This window comes from Thermoflexus sp., assembly GCF_042408365.1.
Lineage (GTDB): Bacteria > Chloroflexota > Anaerolineae > Thermoflexales > Thermoflexaceae > Thermoflexus.
Genome location: NZ_JBHOQJ010000134.1, coordinates 1 through 6730 on the forward strand (window position 1 = coordinate 1; position 6730 = coordinate 6730).

The window sequence follows — 6730 nt, forward strand, 5'->3', positions numbered from 1 at the left end:
GATCTCATCCGCCCGCTCCACCGCGGCAACATGCTCGATCTGTGCGGCGGAAGGGGTGGATGTCATCTTCATCGGGCCCAATGACCTGGCGGCCTCAATGGGGCTCCTGGGGACGAACTTCCGGGAAAACCCGGCTTGGGAGGAAGCGATCCAAACGGTCCTGAGGGCGGCCCAGCGGGCCCGCCCCCCCCCGGGGAGGGAGGAAATTTGGTTTCTTCACCATGAAAAAATTACCATACGGAGTGGCCACACTTGGGTTCGGGACCCGCTTAATTGAAAAGAGATGAAGCCAGCGGCTCCTGGACTTAAGTCAGGAATGCCATCGGCGGAGGATCTCGCGGGCCGTTTGCTGGAGATATCGCGCATCAGAAGCCACTGCCAGGAATCGAAATCCTTGGTCCCGCCGCCACAAGGCTTCCTCCACCGAAAGGCACATCATCCCAGCGGGGCGACCGGCCCGTTGGGCCGCCCTCAAGACCGTCTGGATTGCTTCCTCCCAGGCCGGGTTTTCCCGGAAGTTCGTCCCCAGAAGCCCCATCGAGGCCGCCAGGTCATTGGGCCCGATGAAGATGACATCCACCCCTTCCGCCGCACAGATCTCATCCGCCCGCTCCACCGCAGCGATATGCTCGATTTGGACCACCACCATCACCTGGCCGTTGATGGCTGTGAGGTAATCCTCACCATGCAGGCTGGGTCCTAACCAGGCCCCGACCGAGCGGACGCCTTGGGGAGGAAAGCGAGCGGCCTCCGCAGCCCGTCGGGCTTCCTCCCCATTCATCACCATGGGGACCACGATCCCAAGAGCGCCTGTGTCCAAAGCCAACTTGATCCAGACCGGATCGTTCCACGGCACGCGCACCAACGGGGTGGTGCTTGTGGAGAGAATGGCCATCACGCTCTGGGCCATCGCATCGTAGCCGAAGGGGCTGTGCTCCGTATCCACGACCAGCCAGTCGAAGCCGAGGCGGGCCATCAACGCCGCCGCATAAGGGCTTCCCAGGCCCAGCCAGGCTCCAATCGTCGCCTCCCCATTGCGCAATCGGATCGAGGTGTGATTGGGAATCATGAGCGGATCCCTCCATATGGGTTGGATCAGCCTAGATGCCTGTCAAAAGGTGAGGCCATCTTCAGCGGTCTCCACACCCAAAACGCTATCCTAATATAGGAGGGCTTTCACGAGGCTGGCAAGCTCCTCTACAATCCAGACCAAAGGTCGAGGATGCCCCTCAGCGCCGAGGACTTTCAGGACTTGCTGGAACAGTTGAAAGCGCATTCGGAGTGGCAGGGGGCGCTGCGCCGTCTCCTGTGGACGGAATCCTTAGCGGAATTGACGAACCTCCTGCGTCTGTTCGTTGAATCCCTTCAGCGAGTGCGTGAAGTTGCCCACAGGTTTGTCGAGGCGCAACAGCAAACAGACGCCCTTCTCGCCCTCCGACGGATGCCATGATCCGCCTCGCGGAAGCCCATGCGCGAGGCGAGGAACGCCTCGCCCGCCTGGAGGAACGGGTGGATCGCCTTGAGGGGGCCGTCGCCCGCCTCATCGAAGCCCAGGCTCGTCTGGAGGAGCAGGTCGCCCGCCTGGTTCGAACTCAGGGGCAGATCCTTCGACGCATGGAACATCGGGAGGGAATCAAGAAGGCGCTCGAGTCCTCCACGGCCATCTTCGGGGCGACCCTTGAAGAAGCCGGGGCCATGGTGCGCTGGGTCCTGGAACAGAAGGGCTATCGTCCTATCGGCCAGGGATACCCGCTCACCCTCTGAGGAGAACCCCACTGTCTCCTAACGGCATGTTGTGGAAAAGCGGGGAGGTCATCTTCGATGGCCTCCCCCTATGCTTTCCCTTTAGCCCCGCGCCCTTCGTTGCCCGTTTCGGGAGGGAGCGCTTCGCCGAAGGACGCGGCGCAGGAACTGGCCGGTATACGAAGCATCGACCTGAGCCACCTGCTCGGGGGTCCCCTCCGCCACAATATAGCCTCCCCGCTCCCCCCCCTCCGGACCCAAATCGATGATCCAATCGGCGACTTTGATTACATCCAAGTTGTGCTCGATGACGATCACGGTATGCCCCTGATCCACGAAACGCTGCAACACGTCGATCAGCTTCTGGACATCCGCAGCATGCAAGCCCACTGTGGGTTCGTCGAGGATGTAAAGGGTGTGCCCGGTCGGCCGGCGGGAGAGCTCCTTGGCCAGTTTGACCCGCTGGGCCTCGCCGCCTGAGAGGGTCGGCGCCGGCTGGCCCAAACGGATGTAGCCCAGCCCGACATCCCGTAGGGTCTCGAGCTTGCGCCGGATCGCTGGAATCGCCTCAAAGAACTCGTACGCCTCATCCACGGTCATGTTCAGCACATCGGCGATGTTCTTCCCCCGATAGCGGATCTGGAGGGTCTCCCGGTTGAATCGAGCCCCACGGCAGACCTCACAGGTCACGAACACATCGGGCAGGAACTGCATCTCGATCTGGATCTGGCCCTGGCCCTCACAGGCCTCGCACCGCCCGCCCTTCACGTTGAAGGAGAACCGGCCCGGCCCGTAGCCCCGCAGCTTGCTCTCCGGGAGGCTGGCGAAGAGATCCCGGATATCGGTGAACACCCCCGTATAAGTGGCCGGGTTCGAACGAGGCGTCCGCCCGATGGGGGATTGATCGATATTAATCACCTTATCAATGAACTCGACGCCCTCGATCGCATCGTGAGCGCCAGCCGGGTCGCGGGCTCCATAGAGGATCTGCGCCAGGCGCTTGTAGAGGATCTCCACCACCAAGGTGCTTTTGCCGGACCCCGAAACCCCCGTCACGCAGATGAAGCAACCCAGGGGGAAGCGCACGTCGATGTTCTTCAGATTGTGCTCCCGGGCCCCTCGGATGATGAGGGACCGCCCGTTGCCCGGGCGCCGGCGAGCCGGGATCGGAATCGTCAGCCGGCCGGCCAGATAGGCCCCGGTGAGGGATTTGCGGTTGCGCATGATCGCCTCCACCGGCCCCTGGGCCACCACGTAACCGCCATGCTCCCCCGCTCCCGGGCCCAGGTCGATCACCCAGTCGGCCGCCCGGATCATCGCTTCGTCGTGCTCCACCACCAACACCGTGTTCCCCAGATCCCGCAGCCGCTTCAGCGTTCGGATGAGCCGCTCGTTGTCCCGTGGATGAAGGCCGATGCTGGGCTCATCCAAGACGTAGAGCACACCGGTCAGCTGGCTGCCGATCTGGGTGGCCAGGCGGATGCGCTGGGCCTCGCCCCCTGACAGCGTGGCCGTCGGCCGGTCGAGGGTGAGGTAATCCAGGCCCACGTCCACCATGAAGCGCAGGCGGTTGTGAAGCTCCTGCAGGACCTGGCTGACGATCAGGCGCTGGCGTTCGGGGAGCAACGGCTCCTGGCCTCCATCGCCCCGCAACGCCTCGATCCAACGCATGGCCTCAACAACCGACATGCGGGTGACTTCATAGATGTTCTTCCCGGCCACGGTCACCGCCAGGGCCTCCGGACGCAGCCGCGCCCCCCCACAGGCGGGGCACGGCCGCTCGCTCATCCACCCCTCCACCCGGGCCCGGAAGTAATCCGAAGTGCTCTCCTCGTATCGGCGTCGCAGGTTGGGGATCACTCCCTCAAAGGGGGCCTCGTAGACCCGCCAGGTCCCATCCCTCGCTTGATAACGGACCGGGATCCGGATCTCTGCGCCCGCTCCATAGAGCAAAAGGTGCAATTGTTCGGGGGAAAGGGCGCGCACGGGGACGTCGGTGGGGATCCCGAAGGCCCGACAGGCAGCCTCCAATAACTGCCAGTAATAGCCGCCGTCCTCCTCCCCACCCCACGCCACGATCGCCCCCTGCGCGAGGGAGAGGTCCTTGTTCGGGATGAGCAGGTCCGGATCCAACTCCAGCTGCACTCCGAGCCCCTCGCACGTGGGACACGCGCCCTTGGGGCTGTTGAAGGAGAAAAGGCGCGGCTCTAATTCCGGCAGGCTGATGTTGCAATAGGGGCACGCGAAGTGCTCGCTGAAGAGCAGATCCTCCGGCGGGTCGGCCGAGGCGTGATGCACGATCACCAGCCCGTCCCCTAGCCGCAGCGCTGTCTCCACCGAATCCTGGAGCCGAGCGCGATCGGAGCCATCCCGGCGCACCACCAGGCGGTCCACCACCGCCTCGATGTGATGGATCTTGTAGCGATCCAGCTCAATGGGCTCGTCCAGATCCCGGAGCACACCGTCCACCCGGACGCGGACGAAGCCCATGCGGCGCAGCTCCTCGAAGACCGGACCGTGGTGCCCCTTCCGGCCGCGGACCACCGGGCCCAGGATCATGATGCGCGCCCCCTCCGGGAGGGCCAGGAGGGCCTCCACGATCTGCTCCGGGCTCTGCTTCTGGACCTCCCGTCCGCAGCGGGGGCAGTGGGGGATCCCGGCGCGGGCGAACAGCAGCCGGAGGTAGTCGTAGACCTCCGTCACCGTTCCCACCGTGGACCGGGGGTTGTGGGAGGCCCCCCGCTGATCGATGGAGATGGCCGGGGAGAGCCCCTCGATTTGGTCTACATCCGGCTTCTCCATCAGCCCCAGGAACTGCCGGGCATAGGCCGAGAGGGATTCCACATAGCGCCGCTGGCCCTCGGCGTAGAGGGTGTCGAAGGCCAAGCTGGACTTCCCGGAGCCGGAGAGGCCGGTGATGACCACCAGCCGGTCGCGCGGGATCTCCACCGTGATGTTCTTGAGGTTGTGCTCCCGGGCACCACGGACAATGATCTTCCCCTTTGCCATAAGCGACCGCTGCCTTCCTTCGAATGGGCCAGTTTTTCAGCATAGCACGGCTGGGGCTTTCCTTCAAAGCGGAAAAGGACGTGGCGGCCTTTTGCGGAAAGCTCAACTCCCCTCGCCGCGCGGTGAGCTCGCGCGGCGAGGGGAAAGGCGTGGAGCCAGTCCGCTCCCGCCGGGCCGTGGCGGGATCCTCCCATCCCGGGGGGACCGCCGAAAAGGCGCTCGCCGAGGCGGATGTCCTATGAACGCTCCGGCTGGCCCATCAAGGCGCGGACCGCCTCCAGGGCTGCATCGTAGTTCGGATGCTGGGCGATCTCGGGGACGTATTCCACATACCGGATGATGCCATCCTGATCCAGCACAAAGACCGCCCGCTGCTCCAACCGCAGCTCCTTCACATAGGTGCCGTAAGCGCGGCCGAAGGCCATCTCCCGGTGATCCGAGGCCAGGATCACGTGCTGGGCGTTGGCTTCGGCGGCCCAGCGTCGCTGGGCGAAGGGCAGGTCGGCGCTCACGGTGATCAGCACCACCTCATCTCCCAAGCGGGCCGCCTCCTGGTCGAACCGCCGGGTTTGAGCATCACACACCCCGGTATCGAGGGAGGGGACGACGCTGAGGATGCGGACCTTGCCGTCGGTGCTGCGAATGCGGAACGGGGTCAAATCGGGGGCCACCAGCTCCACATCTGGCGCTGGGTCGCCAACTCGCAAGGGTTCCCCGATCACCGTCAACGGCTTCCCGCGAAACGTGACGGCTCCGAAACGCTCGACGGTCATAAGTCACCTCCAGCACGGTTTGTCCGGGCGATCCCAAGCCTTCATCGGACATCGCCCGAATTTATGATGATATAAATCATTCTAAATTGGAGGGTTCGGTTCTTGCCACTTTCATAAACCTCATTTGTGAAAAGATCCACCATGCGTGCCCCTCTTGGATCCTACCGCGGCGTCGGGCGAGGTGTCTCCGGCGGAACCAACAAAAAGCGGGGCGGCCGGTGCCGCCCCGCGCGCAGGCTTCCCGCGGACTGTATCCGATCGGATCACTCCTCGAGCGTCGAGAGGTCCCCCTCCGGGAGGCCGAGGGCGCGGGCCCGGAGCACCCGACGCATGATCTTCCCCGACCGGGTCTTGGGCAGCTTGTCGACGAAATGGATGGCCTCCGGCCGGGCGATGGGGCCGATCAGCTTGGCCACGTGCTGGCGCAGCTCCTCCGCCAGCTCCTCGCTGGGGGCGTAGCCGGCCTTGAGGATCACGTAGCAGTGGATCCCTTCGCCCTTCACCTCGTGGGGCAGGCCGATGGCCGCCGCCTCGGCCACCGCTGGGTGGGCCACCAACGCCGACTCGATCTCCGCCGTCCCCAATCGGTAGCCGCTCACCTTCAGCACGTCGTCCACCCGCCCGATGATATAGAAGTAACCATCCTCATCGCGGCGGGCGGAATCCCCGGTGAAGAACCAGCCGGGATACTTGGACCAGTACGTCTTGATATAGCGCTCAGGGTCCCCATACAGGGTGCGGGTCATCCCAGGCCATGGCGTCTGGATCACCAGGTAGCCTTCCACGCCCGGGGGACAAGAGTTGCCGCTTTCGTCCACCACGTCCGCAGCGATGCCGGGGAACGGCAGGGTCGCCGAGCCGGGCTTCAGCGGGACGCAGGGCATCGGGGTGATCATGAAGCCGCCGGTCTCCGTCATCCACCAGGTGTCCATGATCGGGCAACGCTCCTTTCCGATCACCCGGTAATACCAGCGCCACGCCTCCGGGTTAATGGGCTCCCCCACGGTGCCCAGCAAGCGCAGGGAGGAGAGGTTACGCCGGTTGGGCCACTCATCCCCGAACCGCATTAGCCCTCGGATGGCGGTGGGGGTGGTGTAGAGCACCGTCACCCCATATTTCTCCACGATGCTCCACCAGCGGTCGGGGTATGGATAGGTCGGCGCCCCCTCATACATCACGCTGGTGGCCCCCAGCATCAGCGGCGC

General features: G+C 64.5%; 7 protein-coding genes. 3 read left to right on the top strand and 4 right to left on the bottom strand.

The window, feature by feature from the left end:
• Position 1 precedes the first annotated feature (1 nt).
• Positions 2 to 277 carry an aldolase/citrate lyase family protein gene (locus ACFMO5_RS06090; protein ID WP_376791866.1) on the top strand — a complete coding sequence of 92 codons (276 nt, stop codon included), beginning with the start codon at positions 2 to 4 and terminating at the stop codon, positions 275 to 277.
• Between the two features lie 33 nt (positions 278 to 310).
• Here the strand turns inward: ACFMO5_RS06090 and ACFMO5_RS06095 are convergent, their stop codons facing one another.
• A complete protein-coding gene (locus ACFMO5_RS06095; protein ID WP_376791867.1) occupies positions 311 to 1069 on the bottom strand; it encodes an HpcH/HpaI aldolase/citrate lyase family protein in 759 nt (252 codons plus the stop codon).
• A gap of 153 nt (positions 1070 to 1222) precedes the next feature.
• Here ACFMO5_RS06095 and ACFMO5_RS06100 point away from each other — a divergent pair, with 153 nt between their 5' ends.
• Both ACFMO5_RS06100 and ACFMO5_RS06105 read left to right on the top strand, forming a co-directional pair.
• Positions 1223 to 1450, top strand: a complete 228-nt coding sequence (locus ACFMO5_RS06100) for a hypothetical protein (RefSeq protein ID WP_376791868.1) — start codon at positions 1223 to 1225, stop codon at positions 1448 to 1450.
• Positions 1447 to 1764 carry a hypothetical protein gene (locus ACFMO5_RS06105; protein ID WP_376791869.1) on the top strand — a complete coding sequence of 106 codons (318 nt, stop codon included), beginning with the start codon at positions 1447 to 1449 and terminating at the stop codon, positions 1762 to 1764. Before ACFMO5_RS06100 ends, ACFMO5_RS06105 begins: the two co-directional genes overlap by 4 nt.
• Positions 1765 to 1845: 81 nt before the next feature.
• Here ACFMO5_RS06105 and uvrA read toward each other — a convergent pair whose 3' ends face one another.
• The 3 genes from uvrA to ACFMO5_RS06120 all read right to left on the bottom strand — a co-directional run.
• Positions 1846 to 4752, bottom strand: a complete 2907-nt coding sequence (gene uvrA / locus ACFMO5_RS06110) for an excinuclease ABC subunit UvrA (protein ID WP_376791870.1) — start codon at positions 4750 to 4752, stop codon at positions 1846 to 1848.
• Positions 4753 to 4988: 236 nt separating this feature from the next.
• Positions 4989 to 5525 carry a thiol peroxidase gene (gene tpx, locus ACFMO5_RS06115; protein WP_376791871.1) on the bottom strand — a complete coding sequence of 179 codons (537 nt, stop codon included), beginning with the start codon at positions 5523 to 5525 and terminating at the stop codon, positions 4989 to 4991.
• A 263-nt stretch (positions 5526 to 5788) separates the two neighbouring features.
• A partial coding sequence (locus ACFMO5_RS06120; RefSeq protein ID WP_376791872.1) for an AMP-binding protein occupies positions 5789 to 6730 on the bottom strand: 942 nt, incomplete at its 5' end.

Excerpts from the sequence above, each read along its gene's own strand:
- ACFMO5_RS06095 (WP_376791867.1), bottom strand. The coding sequence starts at position 1,069 with ATGATTCCCAATCACACCTCGATCCGATTGCGCAATGGGGAGGCGACG.
- ACFMO5_RS06100 (WP_376791868.1), top strand. The coding sequence starts at position 1,223 with ATGCCCCTCAGCGCCGAGGACTTTCAGGACTTGCTGGAACAGTTGAAA.
- ACFMO5_RS06105 (WP_376791869.1), top strand. The coding sequence starts at position 1,447 with ATGATCCGCCTCGCGGAAGCCCATGCGCGAGGCGAGGAACGCCTCGCC.
- uvrA (WP_376791870.1), bottom strand. The coding sequence starts at position 4,752 with ATGGCAAAGGGGAAGATCATTGTCCGTGGTGCCCGGGAGCACAACCTC.
- tpx (WP_376791871.1), bottom strand. The coding sequence starts at position 5,525 with ATGACCGTCGAGCGTTTCGGAGCCGTCACGTTTCGCGGGAAGCCGTTG.